This window comes from Enterobacter sp. KB-280D8 (genome assembly GCF_041399405.1).
Lineage (GTDB): Bacteria > Pseudomonadota > Gammaproteobacteria > Enterobacterales > Enterobacteriaceae > Enterobacter > Enterobacter cloacae_N.
This window is the reverse complement of the sequence record NZ_JBGKEC010000015.1, coordinates 1-18,546: the sequence shown is the minus strand read 5'-3', so window position 1 is coordinate 18,546 and position 18,546 is coordinate 1. Positions and strand designations below refer to the sequence as shown.

Annotated in this window: 18 protein-coding genes; 14 read left to right on the top strand and 4 right to left on the bottom strand. The window is 57.1% G+C overall.

Annotation, left to right across the window (positions count from 1 at the left end; all coding sequences use genetic code 11):
* The first annotated feature begins 62 nt into the window (after nucleotides 1-62).
* From AB8818_RS21710 to AB8818_RS21680, 7 genes are all read left to right on the top strand, one after another.
* Nucleotides 63-1,400 carry a maltoporin gene (locus AB8818_RS21710; protein ID WP_116343980.1) on the top strand — a complete coding sequence of 446 codons (1,338 nt, stop codon included), beginning with the start codon at nucleotides 63-65 and terminating at the stop codon, nucleotides 1,398-1,400.
* Between the two features lie 113 nt (nucleotides 1,401-1,513).
* Nucleotides 1,514-2,467, top strand: coding sequence for a maltose operon protein MalM (gene malM / locus AB8818_RS21705; RefSeq protein ID WP_192984282.1), 954 nt, complete (start codon nucleotides 1,514-1,516; stop codon nucleotides 2,465-2,467).
* A gap of 180 nt (nucleotides 2,468-2,647) precedes the next feature.
* Nucleotides 2,648-3,145: a chorismate lyase gene (ubiC, locus tag AB8818_RS21700; RefSeq protein WP_014882105.1), complete on the top strand. Its 498-nt coding sequence runs from the start codon at nucleotides 2,648-2,650 to the stop codon at nucleotides 3,143-3,145.
* A 13-nt stretch (nucleotides 3,146-3,158) separates the two neighbouring features.
* On the top strand, nucleotides 3,159-4,028 hold the full coding sequence (ubiA, locus tag AB8818_RS21695) for a 4-hydroxybenzoate octaprenyltransferase (protein ID WP_080329933.1): 870 nt from the start codon (nucleotides 3,159-3,161) through the stop codon (nucleotides 4,026-4,028).
* A 200-nt stretch (nucleotides 4,029-4,228) separates the two neighbouring features.
* Nucleotides 4,229-5,200 carry a TRAP transporter substrate-binding protein gene (locus tag AB8818_RS21690; RefSeq protein ID WP_192984284.1) on the top strand — a complete coding sequence of 324 codons (972 nt, stop codon included), beginning with the start codon at nucleotides 4,229-4,231 and terminating at the stop codon, nucleotides 5,198-5,200.
* 12 nt (nucleotides 5,201-5,212) lie between these two features.
* Complete coding sequence (locus AB8818_RS21685; protein ID WP_061099578.1) at nucleotides 5,213-5,722, top strand: TRAP transporter small permease; 510 nt, start codon at nucleotides 5,213-5,215, stop codon at nucleotides 5,720-5,722.
* 10 nt (nucleotides 5,723-5,732) lie between these two features.
* Nucleotides 5,733-7,019 (top strand): TRAP transporter large permease, encoded by a 1,287-nt coding sequence (locus AB8818_RS21680; protein WP_371200012.1) that lies wholly within the window; start codon nucleotides 5,733-5,735, stop codon nucleotides 7,017-7,019.
* 58 nt (nucleotides 7,020-7,077) lie between these two features.
* Here AB8818_RS21680 and zntA read toward each other — a convergent pair whose 3' ends face one another.
* Both zntA and AB8818_RS21670 read right to left on the bottom strand, forming a co-directional pair.
* Nucleotides 7,078-9,249, bottom strand: coding sequence for a Zn(II)/Cd(II)/Pb(II) translocating P-type ATPase ZntA (gene zntA, locus AB8818_RS21675; protein ID WP_192984286.1), 2,172 nt, complete (start codon nucleotides 9,247-9,249; stop codon nucleotides 7,078-7,080).
* A 76-nt stretch (nucleotides 9,250-9,325) separates the two neighbouring features.
* Nucleotides 9,326-9,952, bottom strand: coding sequence for a lysoplasmalogenase (locus AB8818_RS21670; RefSeq protein ID WP_116343986.1), 627 nt, complete (start codon nucleotides 9,950-9,952; stop codon nucleotides 9,326-9,328).
* Between the two features lie 129 nt (nucleotides 9,953-10,081).
* On the opposite strand from AB8818_RS21670, the gene AB8818_RS21665 reads away from it, so the two are divergent.
* Complete coding sequence (locus AB8818_RS21665; RefSeq protein ID WP_192984288.1) at nucleotides 10,082-10,441, top strand: DUF2500 domain-containing protein; 360 nt, start codon at nucleotides 10,082-10,084, stop codon at nucleotides 10,439-10,441.
* Between the two features lie 95 nt (nucleotides 10,442-10,536).
* Here the strand turns inward: AB8818_RS21665 and AB8818_RS21660 are convergent, their stop codons facing one another.
* Both AB8818_RS21660 and rsmD read right to left on the bottom strand, forming a co-directional pair.
* The gene (locus AB8818_RS21660; RefSeq protein WP_014882110.1) at nucleotides 10,537-10,818 is read right to left on the bottom strand and encodes a DUF1145 family protein; all 282 of its coding nucleotides are present in this window, start codon (nucleotides 10,816-10,818) and stop codon (nucleotides 10,537-10,539) included.
* Entirely contained in the window at nucleotides 10,802-11,404 is a 603-nt protein-coding gene (rsmD, locus tag AB8818_RS21655; RefSeq protein WP_192984291.1) for a 16S rRNA (guanine(966)-N(2))-methyltransferase, read from the bottom strand. Before rsmD ends, AB8818_RS21660 begins: the two co-directional genes overlap by 17 nt.
* A gap of 127 nt (nucleotides 11,405-11,531) precedes the next feature.
* Between rsmD and ftsY the strand changes: the two genes are divergently transcribed.
* The 6 genes from ftsY (at nucleotide 11,532) to livJ (ending at nucleotide 18,516) form a co-directional block, all read left to right on the top strand.
* A complete protein-coding gene (gene ftsY / locus AB8818_RS21650; protein ID WP_163330892.1) occupies nucleotides 11,532-12,992 on the top strand; it encodes a signal recognition particle-docking protein FtsY in 1,461 nt (486 codons plus the stop codon).
* Between the two features lie 2 nt (nucleotides 12,993-12,994).
* The gene (gene ftsE / locus AB8818_RS21645) at nucleotides 12,995-13,666 is read left to right on the top strand and encodes a cell division ATP-binding protein FtsE (protein WP_003861525.1); all 672 of its coding nucleotides are present in this window, start codon (nucleotides 12,995-12,997) and stop codon (nucleotides 13,664-13,666) included.
* Nucleotides 13,653-14,708, top strand: a complete 1,056-nt coding sequence (gene ftsX / locus AB8818_RS21640; RefSeq protein WP_028015142.1) for a permease-like cell division protein FtsX — start codon at nucleotides 13,653-13,655, stop codon at nucleotides 14,706-14,708. Before ftsE ends, ftsX begins: the two co-directional genes overlap by 14 nt.
* 251 nt (nucleotides 14,709-14,959) lie before the next feature.
* The gene (rpoH, locus tag AB8818_RS21635; RefSeq protein ID WP_028015143.1) at nucleotides 14,960-15,817 is read left to right on the top strand and encodes an RNA polymerase sigma factor RpoH; all 858 of its coding nucleotides are present in this window, start codon (nucleotides 14,960-14,962) and stop codon (nucleotides 15,815-15,817) included.
* A gap of 135 nt (nucleotides 15,818-15,952) precedes the next feature.
* Nucleotides 15,953-17,218, top strand: coding sequence for a 4-aminobutyrate--2-oxoglutarate transaminase (locus AB8818_RS21630; RefSeq protein ID WP_116343989.1), 1,266 nt, complete (start codon nucleotides 15,953-15,955; stop codon nucleotides 17,216-17,218).
* Between the two features lie 197 nt (nucleotides 17,219-17,415).
* Entirely contained in the window at nucleotides 17,416-18,516 is a 1,101-nt protein-coding gene (gene livJ, locus AB8818_RS21625; RefSeq protein ID WP_072201786.1) for a branched chain amino acid ABC transporter substrate-binding protein LivJ, read from the top strand.
* The last annotated feature ends 30 nt before the right edge of the window (nucleotides 18,517-18,546 follow it).

Sequence of the window (18,546 nt, the reverse complement as noted above, 5' to 3'; positions counted from 1 at the left end):
AAAGAAGACACGAAACCGACAGGTGAAGTGTTCAAAGAAAAGCAATGATCTCAGGAGATAGAATGATGATTACTCTGCGCAAACTTCCTCTGGCAGTTGCCGTCGCAGCGGGCGTAATGTCTGCTCAGGCGCTGGCCGTGGATTTCCATGGTTATGCTCGTTCCGGTATCGGCTGGACGGGTAGTGGCGGCGAACAACAGTGCTTCCAGGCAACCGGTGCCCAAAGTAAATACCGTCTTGGTAACGAATGTGAAACCTATGCGGAACTGAAGCTGGGCCAGGAAGTGTGGAAAGAAGGCGACAAGAGCTTCTACTTCGACACCAACGTAGCGTACTCCGTGGCGCAGCAGAACGACTGGGAAGCCACTGACCCGGCGTTCCGTGAAGCTAACGTGCAGGGTAAAAACCTGATCGAATGGCTGCCAGGTTCCACCATCTGGGCCGGTAAGCGATTCTATCAGCGTCATGACGTCCACATGATCGACTTCTACTACTGGGATATTTCAGGTCCTGGTGCGGGTCTGGAAAACATTGACGTTGGTTTCGGTAAGCTCTCTCTGGCTGCAACCCGTTCTTCTGAAGCCGGTGGTTCTTCCTCCTTCGCCAGCAACAGTATTTATGATTACACCACCCGCACAGCGAACGATGTCTTTGACGTCCGTTTAGCGCAGATGGAGATCAACCCAGGCGGTACGCTGGAGCTTGGCGTTGACTACGGTCGCGCAAACCCACGTGATGATTATCATCTGATCGATGGCGCATCCAAAGACGGCTGGATGTTCACTGCTGAACACACGCAGAGCATGCTGAAAGGCTACAACAAGTTCGTTCTGCAATATGCAACTGACTCTATGACCTCTCAGGGCAAAGGTCTGTCGCAAGGTTCGAACATCGGTACCACCGACGATATCAACTACGGCATCAACAACAATGGTCACCTGTGGCGCGTACTTGACCACGGTGCTATTTCTCTGGGCGATAGCTGGGACCTGATGTATGTCGGTATGTACCAGGATATCAACTGGGATAACAACAACGGTACCAAATGGTGGACCGTGGGCGTTCGTCCTATGTACAAATGGACGCCAATCATGAGCACCTTGCTGGAAGTGGGTTACGACAACGTCAAATCCCAGGAAACCGGCGAAACCAACGATCAGTATAAAATTACTCTGGCACAACAGTGGCAGGCAGGCGACAGCATCTGGTCACGTCCTGCAATCCGCGTATTCGCAACCTATGCGAAGTGGGATGAGAAGTGGGGTTATGCGCCAACCGGTAAAAACTCCGTTGCAGGTTACACCCCAGGCATGGCCTATAGCGATACCACTGCGAAAAGCTTCAGCCGCGGCGACAACGACGAGTGGTCCTTCGGCGCCCAGATGGAAATCTGGTGGTAATCCCGTCTTAACCTGACGTAATGACCAAACTGAGGGGCGCAAGCCCCTCAATCCTTGGGACGGCGCGCTATTGCCTGGCTACCGCTGAACCTGTGCATTTTGAGGTGATAACAATGAAAATGAACAAAACTCTCCTTGCCCTTTGTTTATCCGCAGTGCTGCTGGCAAGCGCGCCTGCCGTAACGCTCGCTAACGTCAACTTCGTTCCGCAAAACACAACATCTGCGCCAGCTATTCCGACAGCGGCACTGCAACAGCTTGTCTGGACGCCTGTCGATCAGTCTAAAACCCAGACTACCCAGCTCTCAACGGGCGGCCAGTCGCTTAATGTTTCGGGTATAACCGGCCCGGTCGCTGCTTATAGCGTACCCGCCAATATCGGTGAGCTGGCCATTACCCTGACCAGTGAAGTTAACAAGCAGACGAGCGTATTTGCGCCTAACGTGCTGATTCTCGATCAGAACATGACGCCATCAGCCTTTTTCCCAAGCGAATACTTTACCTACCAGGAGCCTGGCGTGATGAGCGCCGATCGTCTGGAAGGCGTCATGCGCCTGACCCCTGCGCTGGGCCAGCAAAAACTCTACGTGCTGGTCTTTACCACCGAGCAAGACCTCCAGAAGACCACCACGCTGCTCGATCCGGCTAAAGCCTACGCAAAAGGCACCGGTAACGCGGTTCCGGACATTCCGGACCCGATCGCACGTCATGTCACCGACGGAACGTTAAAGCTGAAGGTGAAAACGAACAGCGGTTCCAGCGTGCTGGTCGGCCCGCTGTTTGGCTCCTCCGGTAACGGCCCTGTGACCGTGGGCAATACCGCAGCACCTGCTTACACCGCGCCTGCTGCCACGGCAGCCGCACCGGTCGCCGCCGCAGCGCCAGCCCCGGCGAAGAAAGCGGAGCCGGTACTGAACGACACCGAAGAGTACTTCAACAACGCCATTAAGCAGGCGGTGAAGCGCGGCGATGTCGATAAAGCGCTGAAGCTGCTTGATGAAGCCGAACGTTTAGGTTCAACCACTGCCCGTTCCACCTTTATCAGCAGTGTAAAAGGCAAGGGGTAACCGTTTCCCCACAGTGCTGATTTGTTAGTAGTTTAGTGCGCCTGAGTGGGCGCACTTTTTTTCGTATCCGCCATGCTGTTGCGCCCATGTTGCGATCGTGATCGTTAAATAACGTTTGGCCCCCCTCAATCCGTGTTTCTGCGATACAATGCCATTACGTTATGTATCGGAGAGTCTGGCATGTCACACCCTGCGCTAACGCAACTGCGTGCGCTGCGCTATTTCGACCAAATACCTGCGCTTGATCCGCAGCAACTGGACTGGTTGCTGCTGGAAGATTCCATGACGAAACGTTTTGAGCAACAGGGTAAAACGGTCACGGTGACCCTGATTCAGGAAGGGTTTGTCTCTGGCGATGAGATCGCCAGCGAGCTGCCGCTGCTGCCGCAGGAGGAACGCTACTGGCTGCGCGAAATTTTGCTCTGTGCCGATGGCGAACCCTGGCTTGCCGGGCGCACGGTGGTGCCCGAATCAACGCTTTCCGGGCCTGAGCTGGCGCTGCAGCGGCTGGGGAAAACGCCGCTGGGACGTTATCTCTTCACCTCATCTGAGCTGACCCGTGATTTTATTGAGATTGGTCGTGATGCCGAACTGTGGGGGCGCCGTTCCCGCCTTCGCCTGAGCGGTAAGCCGTTAATCCTGACGGAGCTTTTTTTACCGGCATCACCGTTGTACTAAGAGGAAGGAAAAAATGGAGTGGAGCCTGACGCAGAATAAGCTGTTGGCGTATCACCGCTTAATGCGTACCGATAAACCCATTGGCGCGTTGCTGCTGCTGTGGCCGACCTTATGGGCGCTGTGGGTGGCCACGCCGGGCGTGCCGCCGCTGTGGATCCTGGGCGTATTCGTTGCCGGCGTCTGGCTGATGCGCGCGGCGGGCTGCGTGGTGAATGACTATGCCGATCGTAAATTTGACGGCCACGTAAAGCGTACTGCCAACCGCCCGCTACCCAGCGGCCAGGTGACCGGAAAAGAAGCCCGCGTGCTGTTCATCGTTCTGGTGCTGCTCTCTTTCCTGCTGGTGTTAACTCTGAACACCATGACGATTCTGCTGTCCGTCGCAGCGCTGGCTCTGGCCTGGGTCTATCCCTTTATGAAGCGCTATACCCACTTGCCTCAGGTGGTGCTGGGGGCGGCGTTTGGCTGGTCGATTCCGATGGCGTTTGCAGCGGTTAGTGAGTCCTTACCGCTTAGCTGCTGGCTGATGTTCCTGGCAAATATTCTCTGGGCCGTAGCGTATGACACGCAATATGCGATGGTTGACCGCGACGATGACCTGAAAATAGGCATTAAATCTACCGCCATCCTCTTTGGTCGTCAGGACAAACTCATTATTGGCATTTTGCAGGTTGCGGTACTGGCGCTGATGGTCGCGATTGCGCGCCTGAACGGGCTGAACTGGGAATTTTACTGGTCTATACTGGTGGCGGGATTGCTGTTTGCCTACCAGCAGAAGCTGATTGCAAAACGCGAACGCGAAGCCTGTTTTAAGGCGTTTATGAACAATAACTATGTCGGTCTGGTGCTGTTTTTAGGGCTGGTCATGAGCTATTTTTCCTGATCAACGCACGGTCATGCCCTGCCGGGTATGACCGCATCATCATCCGGCATTACCGCCCTCACAAATTTAAACCGTCGTTTCATAAATTCGCGCTTTTGTGAGGCGCTTCACCTACGCTTCTCCCGGGCTAGTCTATTTTCTAAGCGTAAAAAAATAAAACACTGTTTTAACGCTGACATCACTACCCTGGAGCTGACTCAATGAAAACGACCCTCAAGCCGTTACTGGCCGCACTGTGCCTGTCTGCTTTTGCCTGCACCGTTTCTGCCCAAACCATCAAAGCTGCCGATGTGCATCCTGAAGGCTACCCGAACGTGGTCGCGGTTCAGCACATGGGTGAAAAACTCAAACAGCAAACCGACGGCAAGCTGGAGATTAAGGTTTTCCCGGGCGGCGTGCTGGGGGATGAAAAGCAGATGATAGAGCAGGCGCAGATGGGGGCGATTGACATGATCCGCGTCTCCATGGCGCCGGTTGCCGCCATCCTGCCGGATATTGAAGTCTTCACGCTGCCGTACGTCTTCCGCGATGAGGACCACATGCACAAGGTGATCGACGGGGATATCGGCAAGCAGATCGGCGACAAGCTGACCGCGAACCCGAAATCGAAGCTGGTCTTCCTCGGCTGGATGGATTCCGGCACCCGTAACCTCATCACCAAAGAGCCGATCGTGAAGCCGGAAGATCTGAAAGGGAAGAAAATCCGCGTGCAGGGTAGCCCGGTAGCGCTTGCCACGCTGAAGGATATGGGGGCGAACTCGGTGGCGATGGGCGTCAGCGAAGTTTACAGCGGTATGCAGACCGGCGTGATTGACGGCGCGGAGAACAACCCGCCCACCTTTATCGCTCACAACTACATGCCGGTTGCTAAAAACTACACTCTTAGCGGCCACTTTATCACCCCGGAAATGCTGCTCTATTCAAAAGTGAAATGGGACAAGCTGAGCGCTGACGAACAGCAAAAAATCCTGACGCTGGCCCGCGAAGCGCAGTTTGAACAGCGCAAGCTGTGGAATGCGTATAACGACCAGGCGCTGGCAAAAATGAAGGCGGGCGGCGTACAGTTCCACGATATCGATAAGACGGTATTCATCAAGGCCACAGAGCCGGTGCGCGCGCAGTATGGCGACAAGCATCAGGATCTGATGAAAGCCATCGCTGACGTCCAGTAAGCCGGAGTACGTATGTCCGAACTCTACCTGAAGTGGATGGACCGTCTGTATCTGCTCGCCATGGCGGTGGCGGGTATTTCGCTGCTGGTGATGACGATTGTCATCCCCATCGGCATCTTTTCACGCTACGTGCTCAATCGCGGCGAATCCTGGCCGGAGCCGATCGCCATTATCTGCATGGTGACGTTCACATTCATCGGCGCGGCGGTGAGTTACCGCGCCGGATCGCATATCGCGGTCAACATGCTGACCGACCGTTTGCCCGCGTCGCTGCAACGGCTGTGCGCGCGGGTGGTGGATCTGCTGATGCTGCTGATCTCCGGCCTGATGTGCTGGTACAGCTACTGGCTGTGCGTCGAACTGTGGGAGCAGCCGGTGGCGGAGTTCCCCATCCTGACCTCCGGCGAAAGCTATCTTCCGCTGCCGATTGGGTCGGCGATTTTGATCCTGTTTGTGCTTGAACGCCTGCTGTTTGGCTCACAGGAAAACCGTCCGGTCGTGCTGATCGGCAATCACAGTTAAGGGGTGAACGATGGATGCTTTTGTTTTGTTATTCACCCTCGCCATTTTGCTGGCGCTGGGAATGCCGGTGGCCTTTGCCGTGGGCTTAAGCGCCGTAGCGGGGGCATTGTGGATTGACCTGCCTCTGGAGGCGCTGATGATCCAGATAACCAGCGGGGTGAACAAATTTACCCTGCTGGCGATCCCGTTCTTTATCCTTGCCGGGGCGATCATGGCGGAAGGGGGCATTGCCCGACGGCTGGTCAACTTTGCCTACGTTTTTGTCGGCTTCATTCGCGGCGGGCTATCGCTGGTGAACATCGTCGCCTCAACCTTCTTCGGCGCGATTTCTGGTTCGTCGGTGGCGGATACGGCGTCCATCGGCAGCGTGATGATCCCGGAAATGGAGAAGAAGGGCTATCCGCGCGAATACGCGGCGGCGGTCACGGCGAGTGGGTCGGTGCAGGCGATTCTCATCCCGCCCAGCCACAACTCGGTGATTTACTCGCTGGCGGCGGGTGGCACGGTCTCCATCGCTACGCTGTTCATTGCGGGCGTCCTGCCGGGCCTGCTGCTTGGCGTGAGTCTGATGTTGCTCTGCCTGTGCTTCGCCCGCAAGCGCGGCTATCCGAAAGGGGACAAAATCCCTCTCAAACAGGCGCTGAAAATCATGCTCGACGCACTGTGGGGGCTGATGACAGTGGTCATTATCCTTGGCGGGATCTTGTCAGGGATTTTTACCGCCACCGAATCCGCCGCCGTGGCCTGCCTGTGGGCGTTCTTCGTCACCATGTTCATCTACCGTGACTACCAGTGGAACGAACTGCCGAAGCTGATGTGCCGCACAGTCAAAACGGTCACCATCGTGATGATTTTGATTGGCTTTGCCGCGGCGTTTGGTGCGGTGATGACCTACATGCAGCTGCCGATGCGCATCACCGAGTTCTTCACGTCGCTGTCCGATAACAAGTACGTGATCCTGATGTACCTCAACATCATGCTGCTGCTGATCGGCACGCTGATGGACATGGCGCCGATCATCCTGATCCTGACCCCGGTGCTGCTGCCGGTGACCAACTCGCTGGGGATTGACCCGGTGCATTTCGGGATGATCATGATGGTCAATTTGGGGATCGGGCTGATCACCCCGCCGGTCGGGTCGGTGCTGTTCGTGGCGAGCGCGGTGAGCAAGCAGAAGATCGAGCACGTTGTGCGGGCGATGCTGCCGTTCTACGGCATGCTGCTGATAGTGCTGGGGATGGTGACGTACATCCCGGCGATTTCATTATGGTTGCCGGGGGTGTTAGGGATGCAGTGATGCCGTTTTATGCCGGGTGGCGGCTACGCCTTACCCGGCCTACGGTTCGATAACCATTTTATTTCCGACGCAACAGCCGCAGCGCGTTCGCCGTGACCAGCACCGTCGCCCCGGTATCCGCCAGTACCGCCAGCCACAGCCCGGTCATACCGAGCAGCGTGGTGACGAGAAATATCCCCTTCAGACCCAGCGCAATGCCGATGTTCTGGCGGATATTGGCGCGCGTCGCCCGCGCCAGGCTAATCATCTGCGCCAGCCCGGTCAGGCGGTTATGGGTCAGCGCCGCATCGGCCGTTTCCAGTGCCACATCGGTACCGCTGCCCATCGCAATACCGAGGGTTGCGGCCTTCATCGCCGGGGCATCGTTAATTCCGTCACCCACCATCGCCAGCGGCGCGCGGCTGTTTAGCTCGGTTACCGCGCTGACCTTATCCGCAGGCAGCAACCCGGCCTTAAATTCTAGCCCCAGCTCGCCGGCAATCGCTGCCGCCGCGCGCGGGTTATCACCGGTCAGGATCACGCCCTGTACGCCTAGTTGATGCAGCTCCGCCACGGCGTCTTTGGCATCATCGCGCAGGGTATCGCGCAGTGCCAGCATGCCCAGCGGCGCGCCGTCCTGCATCACGGCAACGACCGTCTGACCGGCCTGCTCTAATGCCTCAACCTGTGGATGAGATAATGTGCCCGCCGCAACAATCAGTACCTTTTTACCGTCGACGACGGCCTCAATTCCTGACCCGACCAGCGCCCGCTGGGCGGTTGCCGAAGGGATATTCAGCCCGCGTCCCTGCGCTTCACGCACAATCGCCTGCGCCAGCGGGTGAGCGGAGCCCTGTTCCACGGCGGCGGCCAGCGCCAGCAGTTCGTCTTCACCGATCGCCTGCGGGTAGACGCCCGTCACCTGCGGCTTGCCGACGGTCAGCGTACCCGTTTTATCGAAGGCGATATGCCGGATCTGACTGAGCTGTTCCAGCGCCGCGCCGCCCTTAATCAGCGCCCCGCGACGGGCCGCTGCCGCCAGTCCTGAGGTAATCGCCGCCGGCGTGGAGATCACCAGCGCGCACGGGCAGCCGATCAGCAGCAGGGTCAGCCCTTTATAAATCCAGCCCTCCCACGGCGCGCCGAAAAACAGCGGTGGAATCACGGTAACCAGTAGGGCAACCAGCATGATGGCGGGGGTGTAAATCCGGCTGAAGCGGTCGATGAAACGCTCGACGGGCGCGCGGCGTTCTTCGGCTTCTTCAATCAGCTTCAGGATGCGGTCGATGGCGCTGTCGCCCGGTTCGGACAGGACTTTGAGCTGTACCAGGCGGTCAACGCTGGTGGCACCGGCAGGGACTTTTTCGCCTGCGGCACGCTCTACCGGAATGGATTCTCCGGTCAGGGCGCTTTCGTCAAAGCTTGCGGTGGCGGTGAGCAGCGTACCGTCGGCTGGCAGGCGTCCGCCCGCGGCCACTTCAATCACATCGCCCGGTCGCAGCGTGCTGATGGCGACAGTTTCACGTTTGCCTTCATTAACCCGCGTGGCGGTTTCGGGCTTCAGCGCCATCAGCGCGCTTACCCCTTTGCGCGCCCGGCTCGCCGCCCAGCCCTCAAGCCGTTCGCCGATTAAGAACAGCAGCAGGACCATCGCCGCTTCCGCCGTCGCGCCGATAAACAGCGCGCCGATGGCCGCCACGCTCATCAGCGTTTCGATGGCGAACCAGCTGCCGCTTCTTATCAGGCGCAGAGCCTGACGGGCTATCGGGAAGAGCCCGACCAGGGTAGTGGCGATAAACGCCATGTTACCGAACGGGTGGTTAATCTGCTCCAGACCCCAGCTGACCGCCATCATGATGATGAGCGTGATAAGGGGCAGGTTTTCTTTAAACGGGGAGGTTTTTTCAGCGGAAGCCGTTTCGCTGCGCAGGGTATAGCCCGCCTTGCTGACGGCAGCTTCAACCTGCTTCATGACGTCGCTATCGGCGCTGACCAGCAGCTTTTCGGTAGCGAACAGCACCTGAACGTAGTTCACGCCCGCCACCTGCTTCACTGCATTTTCCACTTTGCGGGCGCAGGCCGCGCAGTCCATGCCGCTGACCATCCAGCTGTAGCGGTTGCCGCTTTCAGGAGGCGCCTGAGTTTGCGTTTCGCACGCGCCTTCGCAGCAGCAGTCGTCTTTCGGCGGAACCGGACTGAGCTTAAGCGCCGAAAATTGTGGAACTTTTTTAGATGTTTCTGGAGTCGACATGGCAGTCTCCGGTAATGATAATTTTCTCATTAACCGCAGCATACACTCTGGAGTCGACTCCAGAGTCAAGGCTTATTTAAATATACAGCGAACGCACAATCAGGAAATGCCCGGCAAAGTAGCAGGCGGCGGCAATCGCGTTATCCGCCCGGAAGCGGCGGCGATAGTGGCTGCCCAGCCAGACGATATTGCCGAGTAACAGCAGCGCCGCACCGAAGAAGGCGGACATCGCCGGGGCGGTTGGACGGAAGAACCATAGCTCCCCGGCCAGCCACACCATCACCAGCGTCATAGCGATAAACGTACAGACCGGCAGACGCATCTCTTCCAGACGCGACCAGATGACTGCTATCAGCAGGGCGCCAATCACCAGCAGCACCAGCGGCAGAGGCCAGAAGAAGGAGAGCGTCATCTGGCTGGCAAAATAGATGGTATACAGCAGATGCGACAGGAAGAACGCCCCCACGGCGTACAGCAGGCGCTGGCGCGGCAGCAGGGTTAAGGCATCGCCAATCAGGGAGGCACACAGCCCGGCGAGCACCAGATAGCTGATGGCGTTAAACATCGGGGCTTGCCAGGCTAAAAGCAGAAGCAACAGCAGCGTAACGGGTTTAAACAACCAGCGCTGCCAGGCTGGACCGCGATAGGACGCATCGACGTAAAGCCATGCGGAAAAACAGACAGCGATAAATGACCAAAGCATATTAACTCCCTGTAACTGTTGAGGCTGAATAATCAGTTTCTGATCCAGTGTAGTGACGCGGGCGGGCGTTTGGCAATGCCGGGGCAGGCGAGGTATCCTGAATTCCGCATAATCTGATGGGATGTTTTAATGAGCAAGATGCCGCTGTTTTTCATTATCGTGGTGGCGATTATCGTCATTGCCGCCTCGTTCCGCTTCGTGCAACAGCGCCGCGAGAAGGCGGATAACGATGCCGCACTGCTGATGCAAAAGCGCGTGGTGGTGACCAACAAACGTGAGAAGCCGCTCAACGAACGCCGCTCGCGCCAGCAGCAGGTGACGCCTGCGGGCACAACAATGCGCTATGAAGCGAGCTTTAAGCCAGAAACGGGCGGCCTGGAGATGACCTTCCGCCTGGAGGCGCAGCAGTACCATCGGCTGACGGTGGGAGAGAAAGGAACGCTGAGCTACAAAGGATCGCGTTTTGAAGGGTTTGAACCGGAGCGGTAATTTTCCCCTCACCCCGGCCCTCTCCCAGAGGGAGAGGGTGTAATCGTCCCCTCTCCCTCTGGGAGAGGGTTAGGGTGAGGGCATCAGGCCGCACCTTACTTCTTCACCTGCGCCTTAAACTTCTTCATCCACACCAGCAGTTCAAACACGCCAAAAATAAACACCCGCAGCTGCTGCCAGCCGGTCATCGGCGGGCCATCTTTTGGCAGACCGTTTTTCAGCATCACCATCTGCAGGGCGTGCATGAACGAGGTGAAAATCAGCGCCACGTTAACGAAGATATTCAACGGGCGCGGGAACGGGTGCACCAGATTCAAAATCAAAAATGCCCAGACGCCCAGCATCAGCAAGCGTCCCAGGTTAATCAGTACCGGCATCGGATCCTCCTTGTGCCTGACGGTGATAAAGACGATAAGCCACCTGGCCTGCGACCTTTTCGCGGTGCAGATCCCAGTGAACGGGAACGGGTGGCAGGCCGTTTTCCACTTCGCTTTCTACATAAATTAGCGCGTCATCCGCCAGCCAGCCATTGTGCTCCAGCAGGGATAACGTCTCTTCCAGCAGCCCCTTGCGGAACGGCGGGTCAACAAACACGACGTTATGCGGCGTGCCCTGTTGCGCGAGGAAGCTTAGCGTATTGGTATTTACCACTTTCGCATTCGTCGCCTTCAGCGTCGCCAGATTTTGCTGCAAGATCTGCGCGACGCCGCGCTCCATCTCCAGCAGCGTGGCGCTGGCAGCATAGCGCGACAGCGCCTCCAGCCCTAAGGCACCGCTTCCGGCGAAGCAGTCCAGGCAATGGGCGTCTACCATTGACGGGGCAAGCCAGTTAAACAGCGTCTCGCGAACGCGGTCGGTGGTGGGGCGTAAACCGGGGCTGTCCGGCACCGGTAATTTCCGGCCTCGCCACTGGCCGCCGATAATGCGAATTTGACCGGCCGGGGCGCGGGTGGGTTTCTTCATCTCTGGAAAGCTCTGTTAACCATTGCCCTGCGATTGCGGGCGGTGATGTCAATTAAGTAAAGTGTTAGACTATTTCATCATTTTTTTAGCTTCCCTGTATATAGCGCCGCGAGGAGTGTAGTCGCAGATGGCAAAACAAAAAAAACGTGGCTTCTTTTCCTGGTTGGGTTTCGGTGAAAAAGAGCAAGAAACAGAACAGAAAACCGAAGAACAACAGGTTGCAGAAGAGCAGTCACAGCCTGAAACGCCAGTAGAAACCGCTGCGATTGTCGAAGCGGAAGAGCCTGCCCACAGCAAAGAAGAGATTGAATCCTTTGCTGAAGAGGTGGTTGAGGTTACTGAACAGGTTCAGGAGAGCGAGAAGCCAGAGCCGGTCGTCATCGAGACCGTTGCCGATGCGCCTCAGGCCGCAACAGAACATGAAGAGCTGCCGCTACCGGAAGAGGTCAACGCCGAAGAGGTGTCTGCCGAAGAGTGGCAGGCCGAAGCGGAAACCGTTGAAATCGTTGAGGCGGTGGAAGAAGAGGCGGCACTTGAGCCAGAGCTGACCGACGAAGAGCTGGAAGCCCAGGCGCTGGCGGCGGAAGCCGCGGAAGAGTCAGTCATCGTTGTGCCGGTGGAAGAGCAGGCCGAAGAAGAGATCGTGCAGGAGCAGGAAAAACCGACCAAAGAAGGTTTCTTCGCGCGCCTGAAGCGAAGCCTGCTCAAAACCAAAGAAAACTTAGGTTCCGGATTTATCAGTCTGTTCCGCGGCAAGAAGATCGACGACGATCTGTTTGAAGAGCTGGAAGAGCAGCTGCTGATTGCGGACGTGGGCGTGGAAACTACCCGTAAGATCATCACCAACCTGACCGAAGGGGCGAGCCGCAAACAGCTGCGCGACGCCGAGGCGCTGTACGGCCTGCTGAAAGACGAGATGGGTGAAATTCTCGCAAAAGTTGACGAACCGCTTAATATTGAAGGCAAAACGCCATTTGTTATTCTGATGGTTGGCGTCAACGGCGTGGGTAAAACCACCACCATCGGCAAGCTGGCGCGTCAGTTTGAGCAGCAGGGCAAATCGGTGATGCTGGCGGCGGGCGATACCTTCCGTGCGGCAGCGGTTGAGCAGCTCCAGGTGTGGGGCCAGCGCAACAACATTCCGGTGATTGCCCAGCACACCGGCGCGGATTCCGCGTCCGTGATTTTCGACGCCATCCAGGCGGCGAAGTCGCGCAACGTGGACGTGCTGATTGCCGACACCGCAGGGCGTTTGCAGAACAAATCGCACCTGATGGAAGAGTTGAAGAAAATCGTCCGCGTCATGAAGAAGCTGGACGAAGATGCACCGCATGAAATTATGCTGACTATCGACGCCAGCACCGGGCAGAACGCCATTAGCCAGGCGAAGCTGTTCCATGAAGCGGTAGGACTGACGGGGATCGCGCTGACCAAGCTGGACGGCACCGCGAAAGGCGGGGTGATCTTCTCCGTGGCCGACCAGTTCGGCATTCCTATCCGCTACATCGGTGTGGGCGAGCGTATTGAGGATTTGCGTCCGTTTAAGGCGGACGACTTTATTGAGGCATTATTTGCCCGAGAGGACTAACAATGATTCGCTTTGAACACGTCAGCAAGGCCTATCTCGGTGGGAGACAAGCGCTGCAGGGGGTGACGTTCCACCTGCAGCCGGGCGAGATGGCATTCCTGACCGGCCATTCCGGCGCGGGGAAAAGTACCCTGCTCAAGCTTATCTGTGGGATAGAACGGCCAAGCGCCGGGAAAATCTGGTTCAGCGGCCACGAAATTAGCCGTCTGAAAAACCGCGAAGTGCCGTTTCTGCGTCGTCAGATCGGCATGATTTTCCAGGATCACCACCTGCTGATGGATCGCACCGTTTTCGATAACGTGGCGATCCCGCTGATTATTGCCGGCGCCAGCTATGACGATATCCGTCGTCGCGTCTCTGCGGCGCTGGATAAGGTCGGGCTGCTGGACAAAGCGAAGAACTTCCCGATCCAGCTCTCCGGCGGTGAACAGCAGCGCGTCGGCATCGCCCGCGCGGTGGTGAACAAGCCTGCGGTACTGCTGGCGGATGAACCGACCGGTAACCTGGACGATGCCCTGTCCGAAGGGATTTTGCGTCTGTTTGAGGAATTCAACCGCGTAGGGGTAACGGTACTGATGGCGACGCACGATATGGGGCTCATTTCTCGTCGTTCGTACCGCATGCTGACCCTCAGCGACGGGCATTTGCACGGAGGCCACGGTGAACAAGCGTGATGCAATGAACCAGATTCGGCAGTTCGGGAACCGGTTTGACCGTTTCCGTAAGCCGCAGGGCGGCGGTGACGGCAATCGTAATGCGCCTAAGCGCCAGAAAGCGGCGCCGAAGCCAGCCTCCCGCAAGACCAACGTGTTTAACGAGCAGGTGCGTTACGCCTTCCACGGCGCGCTGCAGGACCTGAAAAGCAAACCGCTGGCGACGTTCCTGACGGTGATGGTGATTGCCATCTCCCTGACGCTGCCAAGCGTCTGCTACATGGTCTATAAGAACGTCAACCAGGCGGCGTCGCAGTATTATCCGTCACCGCAGATCACCGTTTATCTGGATAAAGCGCTCGACGATAACGCGGCGGCGCAGGTGGTCGGGCAAATCCAGGCCGAGCAGGGCGTGGAAAAGGTCAATTATCTTTCCCGTGAAGAAGCGCTGGGCGAGTTCCGTAACTGGTCAGGCTTTGGCGGCGCGCTGGATATGCTCGAAGAGAACCCGCTGCCTGCTGTGGCGGTGGTGATCCCGAAGCTTGATTTCCAGGGCACCGATTCGCTGAATACCCTGCGCGACCGCATCACCCGCATCAACGGGATTGATGAAGTACGCATGGACGACAGCTGGTTTGCCCGTCTTGCGGCGCTGACCGGGCTGGTGGGACGCGTGTCGGCGATGATCGGCGTGCTGATGGTGGCGGCGGTGTTCCTCGTCATCGGTAACAGCGTGCGCCTGAGCATCTTTGCGCGCCGCGATACCATCAACGTGCAGAAACTGATTGGCGCAACGGACGGTTTCATCCTGCGTCCGTTCCTTTACGGCGGCGCACTGCTCGGTTTCTCCGGCGCATTTCTTTCACTGATATTGTCAGAAATTTTGGTGATGCGGCTTTCGTCTGCCGTCACTGAAGTGGCGCAGGTTTTTGGAACTAAGTTTGATATCAGTGGCTTAGGCTTCGATGAGTGCCTGCTGTTGCTGCTGGTGTGCTCCATGATCGGCTGGATTGCCGCATGGCTGGCAACGGTTCAACATTTACGCCACTTTACTCCCGACTAATAAAAGCGTGATATAATCTTTCCCTGCACCGAGATGTTCGCTCTGCAGGGAAAGCGTCCCTGTTGTCTCTTCCCCTGTTATCATCTCCATGTCACATTTTGTGCGTAATTTATTCACCGTTGCACCTGGAACTTGTGGATAAAATCACTGTCTGATAAAAGAGTGAATGCTAATCTCGTTGCTCAAACGCTTTGGCATGGTTGTTGCCTGACGGGGACAGCCTGGACCAGAAGAAACATTGAGAGGAATGAATGACCAAAGAAATGCAAACTTTAGCTTTAGCCCCTGTTGGTAACCTGGAATCTTATATCCGGGCTGCGAACACCTGGCCGATGTTAACGGCCGAGGAAGAAAAGGAGCTTGCTGAAAAGCTGCATTACCAGGGCGATCTGGAAGCAGCGAAGAAGCTGATCCTGTCTCACCTGCGCTTTGTTGTTCACATTGCTCGTAACTATGCGGGCTATGGCCTGCCGCAGGCGGACTTGATTCAGGAAGGTAACATCGGCCTGATGAAGGCTGTACGTCGCTTTAACCCGGAAGTGGGCGTGCGACTGGTCTCCTTCGCCGTACACTGGATCAAAGCAGAAATTCATGAATACGTGCTGCGCAACTGGCGTATCGTGAAGGTCGCCACGACAAAAGCGCAACGTAAACTGTTCTTCAACCTGCGTAAAACCAAGCAGCGTCTGGGCTGGTTCAATCAGGATGAAGTGGAAATGGTGGCGCGTGAGCTGGGCGTATCCAGCAAAGACGTGCGTGAGATGGAATCCCGTATGGCCGCGCAGGACATGACTTTCGATATGTCCTCCGACGACGACGCATCTGACAGCCAGCCGATGGCACCGGTTCTGTATCTGCAGGATAAAACCTCTAACTTTGCCGACGGCATCGAAGAGGATAACTGGGAAGATCAGGCCGCGAACAAGCTGACCCATGCGATGGAAGGCCTCGACGAACGTAGCCAGGATATCATCCGCGCCCGCTGGCTGGACGAAGACAACAAGTCCACGCTGCAGGAGCTGGCCGACCGCTACGGCGTTTCTGCGGAACGTGTTCGTCAGCTTGAAAAGAACGCCATGAAAAAACTTCGCGCCGCAATCGAAGCGTAATTACCGCGAATAACACCGAGAACCCCTGGATGAGAGTCTGGGGGTTTTGTTTTTTTAGCGCCCGCTCTGGCGAATTCCCTCCCCCTGGCAAACACTTACTGATGCGCTAAGCAGGCGACTTCTCAGGGGGACAGGGTGAAAAATAACGAACTGAACGACCGGCGTTTACAGGCGACGCCGCGCGGCATCGGCGTCATGTGTAACTTCTATGCCGACAAAGCCGAAAACGCCACGGTGTGGGACGTGGAAGGCAATGAGTACATCGACTTCGCCGCCGGGATCGCGGTGCTGAATACCGGCCATCGCCATCCCAAAGTCATCTCCGCTATAGAAAAACAACTCCACGCGTTTACCCACACGGCCTACCAGATTGTGCCGTACGAAGGCTACGTGGCGCTTGCCGAGCGCATCAACCAGCGCGTGCCGATTGACGGTCCGGCCAAAACCGCGTTCTTCTCGACGGGGGCTGAGGCAGTCGAAAACGCGGTCAAAATTGCCCGCGCGTACACCAGGCGCCCTGGCCTTATCACCTTCGGCGGCGCGTTCCACGGCCGCACTTTTATGACCATGGCGCTGACCGGTAAAGTCGCGCCGTACAAGCTCGGCTTCGGCCCGTTCCCCGGCTCGGTGTATCACGCGCAGTATCCGAACGAGCTGCACGGCGTCAGCACGGCGGAAGCGTTGAAAAGCCTGGAACGCATCTTCAAAGCGGATATCGCTCCTGACCAGGTCGCGGCCATTATTCTCGAACCGGTTCAGGGGGAGGGCGGTTTCAACATCGCGCCCGCTGATTTTATGCAGGCCCTTCGCGCCCTGTGCGATACCCACGGCATTTTGCTGATTGCTGACGAGGTACAAAGCGGCTTCGCCCGCACCGGCAAGCTTTTCTCGATGGAACACCACTGCGTGAAGCCGGACCTGATCACCATGGCAAAAAGCCTGGCGGGCGGGATGCCGCTTTCAGCGGTATCGGGCCGTGCCGACGTGATGGACGCGCCTGCGCCGGGCGGGCTGGGCGGCACCTACGCGGGTAATCCGCTGGCGATTGCCGCAGCGCACGCGGTGCTGGACGTGATTGATGAGGAAGATCTCTGCACGCGCTCGGCGCATCTCGGTCATCACCTGGTGGAAGTGCTCAATAAAGCCAAGGAACACTGCCCATATATCGCTGACATTCGCGCACAGGGCTCGATGGTGGCGGTAGAGTTTAACGATCCGCAATCCGGGCAGCCTTCGCCGGAATTCACCCGCCAGGTGCAGGAACGCGCGTTGAACGAAGGGCTGCTTCTGCTGAGCTGCGGCGTGTACGGCAACGTTATCCGCTTCCTCTATCCGCTTACCATCCCAGAAGCGCAGTTCCGTAAAGCGCTGGATATTATCTCCGCGTCGCTGACACGTTAAAGCCACAAGCCCGGCGGTAAATCCTGTCGGGCTTATCATATATTCATTTCAAATTAGCTATTCCAAAATCATAAAAATGGGGTATGTTTTAGCAGAGTATGCTGAAAAAGCGCGAACAGCACACCAATAACTGAAATAAAGCGCTGCACAACAACATCACAACAATCGTAATAACCATAATAATGGGGAATCTCAGGATGAACATGAAGGGTAAAGCGTTACTGGCAGGATGTATCGCGTTGGCATTCAGCACCATGGCACAGGCAGATATAAAAGTGGCTGTTGTGGGCGCAATGTCCGGTCCGGTAGCACAGTACGGCGACCAGGAGTTTACGGGCGCTGAACAGGCGGTTGCAGACATTAATGCTAAGGGCGGCATCAAGGGAGAAAAACTGCAGATCGTAAAATACGACGATGCCTGTGACCCGAAGCAAGCGGTCGCGGTGGCGAACAAAGTGGTGAACGACGGGATCAAATACGTTATCGGTCACCTCTGCTCCTCCTCTACTCAGCCAGCGTCTGACATCTACGAAGACGAAGGTATTCTGATGATCACTCCGGCTGCAACTGCACCAGAGCTGACCGCGCGAGGCTATAAGCTGACCCTGCGCACCACGGGTCTGGACTCCGATCAGGGCCCAACGGCGGCTAAGTACATTCTGGAAAAAGTGAAGCCGCAGCGTATCGCGATTGTTCACGACAAACAGCAGTATGGTGAAGGTCTGGCCCGTGCGGTGCAGGACGGTCTGAAAAAAGGCAATGCCAACGTGGTCTTCTTTGACGGGATCACCGCCGGTGAGAAAGACTTCTCCACGTTGGTGGCGCGTCTGAAGAAAGAGAATATTGATTTCGTTTACTACGGCGGCTACCACCCTGAAATGGGCCAGATCCTGCGTCAGGCGCGTGCGGCGGGTCTGAAAACCCAGTTCATGGGGCCGGAAGGCGTGGCGAACGTGTCTTTGTCTAACATCGCGGGTGAATCAGCCGAAGGCCTGCTGGTAACCAAGCCGAAGAACTACGACCAGGTGCCAGCGAACAAACCTATCGTGGATGCCATCAAGGCGAAGAAACAGGATCCAAGCGGCGCGTTCGTCTGGACTACCTACGCTGCGCTGCAGTCCCTGCAGGCGGGTCTGAACCAGTCAGCCGATCCGGCTGAGATTGCTACCTGGCTGAAAGCGAACACGGTCGAAACCGTCATGGGGCCGCTGTCCTGGGATGCGAAGGGCGATCTGAAGGGCTTCGAGTTCGGCGTGTTTGACTGGCATGCGAACGGCACGGCGACAGACGCCAAATAAGACTGGTGCGGGTTGATGCCCTCACCCCGG

Bases quoted from the DNA above. Each gene is read 5' to 3' on its own strand.
- AB8818_RS21710 (WP_116343980.1), top strand. From the start codon at position 63: ATGATGATTACTCTGCGCAAACTTCCTCTGGCAGTTGCCGTCGCAGCG.
- malM (WP_192984282.1), top strand. From the start codon at position 1,514: ATGAAAATGAACAAAACTCTCCTTGCCCTTTGTTTATCCGCAGTGCTG.
- ubiC (WP_014882105.1), top strand. From the start codon at position 2,648: ATGTCACACCCTGCGCTAACGCAACTGCGTGCGCTGCGCTATTTCGAC.
- ubiA (WP_080329933.1), top strand. From the start codon at position 3,159: ATGGAGTGGAGCCTGACGCAGAATAAGCTGTTGGCGTATCACCGCTTA.
- AB8818_RS21690 (WP_192984284.1), top strand. From the start codon at position 4,229: ATGAAAACGACCCTCAAGCCGTTACTGGCCGCACTGTGCCTGTCTGCT.
- AB8818_RS21685 (WP_061099578.1), top strand. From the start codon at position 5,213: ATGTCCGAACTCTACCTGAAGTGGATGGACCGTCTGTATCTGCTCGCC.
- AB8818_RS21680 (WP_371200012.1), top strand. From the start codon at position 5,733: ATGGATGCTTTTGTTTTGTTATTCACCCTCGCCATTTTGCTGGCGCTG.
- zntA (WP_192984286.1), bottom strand. From the start codon at position 9,249: ATGTCGACTCCAGAAACATCTAAAAAAGTTCCACAATTTTCGGCGCTT.
- AB8818_RS21670 (WP_116343986.1), bottom strand. From the start codon at position 9,952: ATGCTTTGGTCATTTATCGCTGTCTGTTTTTCCGCATGGCTTTACGTC.
- AB8818_RS21665 (WP_192984288.1), top strand. From the start codon at position 10,082: ATGAGCAAGATGCCGCTGTTTTTCATTATCGTGGTGGCGATTATCGTC.
- AB8818_RS21660 (WP_014882110.1), bottom strand. From the start codon at position 10,818: ATGCCGGTACTGATTAACCTGGGACGCTTGCTGATGCTGGGCGTCTGG.
- rsmD (WP_192984291.1), bottom strand. From the start codon at position 11,404: ATGAAGAAACCCACCCGCGCCCCGGCCGGTCAAATTCGCATTATCGGC.
- ftsY (WP_163330892.1), top strand. From the start codon at position 11,532: ATGGCAAAACAAAAAAAACGTGGCTTCTTTTCCTGGTTGGGTTTCGGT.
- ftsE (WP_003861525.1), top strand. From the start codon at position 12,995: ATGATTCGCTTTGAACACGTCAGCAAGGCCTATCTCGGTGGGAGACAA.
- rpoH (WP_028015143.1), top strand. From the start codon at position 14,960: ATGACCAAAGAAATGCAAACTTTAGCTTTAGCCCCTGTTGGTAACCTG.
- livJ (WP_072201786.1), top strand. From the start codon at position 17,416: ATGAACATGAAGGGTAAAGCGTTACTGGCAGGATGTATCGCGTTGGCA.